Annotated in this window: 1 protein-coding gene; it reads left to right on the forward strand. The window is 75.7% G+C overall.

Translation table 11 applies throughout. The features are described 5' to 3' along the window. Nucleotides 1-1,529, forward strand: a 1,529-nt coding sequence (locus IBL25_RS26045; protein WP_187781334.1) for a zinc-binding dehydrogenase, incomplete at both ends; no start/stop codon positions are given.

A 1,529-nucleotide genomic window follows, 5' to 3' on the forward strand; every position in this document is an offset into this window, starting at 1 on the left:
CGCCCTGTCCGGAGCCCGGCTGGTGGTGCTGGCCGCGCCCGATGCCGCCGCCCTGCCCGCCACCCTGGCCCAGGTCACCACCCTGGCCGAGGCCGCGCGCGGCAGCGCCGCCGGCTTCACCGTGGTTGCTCCGGGTGGGGAAACGGCGCCGGAAGCGGCGGCCATCCTCGGCCTCGGCCGCGTGCTGGCCAATGAGATGCCGGAACTGAAGCCGTGCCGCATCGGCCTCGCCCCCGGCGTGGAAGCCGCGCGCCTTTTGCCGGAACTGCTGAACAGCGCCCCGGAACCCGAGCCCGAGCTGCACCTGGCCCCCACCGCCCGGCTGGTGCCGCGCGTGGTGACGGGGCTGGCCCCGGCCAAGGCCCCGGTGGGCCCGGCGCGGCTGGCCATCCGCCAGCCCGGCCAGCTCGGCAGCCTGGAATGGGAAGCCGCCCCGGCGCCCCAGCCCGGCGCAGAGGATGTGGTGGTGCGGGTGCGCGCCGCCGGCCTAAATTTCCGCGACCTGATGTGGGCCCAGGGCCTGCTGCCCGAGGAAGCGCTGATGGACGGCTTCGCCGGCCCGACGCTGGGCATGGAAATGGCCGGCATCGTGGAATCCGCGCCCGCCGGCAGCGGCTATGCGCCCGGCGACCGGGTCTTCGGCTTCGCCCCGGCGGCCTTCGCCACTCAGGCGCGGACGCGGCCCCAGGCCATCGCGCCCATGCCGGCGGGGCTGGATTTCGCCGCCGCCGCCACGGTGCCGGTGGCCTTCCTGACCGCCGTCTATGCCCTGGAAACCTGCGCCAATATCCAGCCGGGCGAGACCGTGCTGGTGCATGGCGGCGCCGGTGCCCTGGGCCTCGCCGCGCTTCAGGTGGCCTTGGCGGCGGGGGCGCGCGTCGCCGCCACCGCCGGCAGCCCGGCCAAGCGCGCCTTCCTGCGCGCGGCGGGGGCCGAGCTGGTGCTGGATTCCCGCGACCCCGGCTTCGCCGACCAGCTCCGCGCCGTCTGGCCCGAGGGCGTGGACGTGGTGCTGAACTCCCTGGCCGGCGCGGCCATGGAACGCAGCCTGGAGCTCACAAAACCCTTCGGGCGCTTCGTGGAACTGGGCAAGCGCGACTTCTTCGAGAATACCCGCGTCGGCCTGCGCCCCTGGCGGCGCAACCTGACCTATTTCGGCGTGGACGTGGACCAGTTGCCCAAGGCGCGCCCGGACCTCGCGCGGCGGCTGCTGCAAGGCATCGCCCAGCGGCTGGCGGATGGCGCGCTGCACCCGCTGCCGCATGCCGTGCGCGGCCCGGCCGAGGTTGAAGCCGCTTTCCGCACGCTGCAGGCCAGCGCGCAGATCGGCAAGCTGGTGCTGGTGCCGCCGCAAGGCGAGGCCAGCGCCACGCCCGCCGAATGGGTGCCGCCCGAGGGCATCATCCTGGTGGTCGGCGGCACGCAGGGCTTCGGCTTCGAATGCGCCAAGTGGCTGGCGGCGCGGGGTGCCTCGCGGCTGGCGCTGCTGTCCCGCCGCGGCGGCACCGCGCCGGGGGCGGAGGCCGCCG

Source organism: Pseudoroseomonas ludipueritiae, assembly GCF_014490445.1.
Classification (GTDB): Bacteria; Pseudomonadota; Alphaproteobacteria; order Acetobacterales; family Acetobacteraceae; genus Pseudoroseomonas; species Pseudoroseomonas ludipueritiae.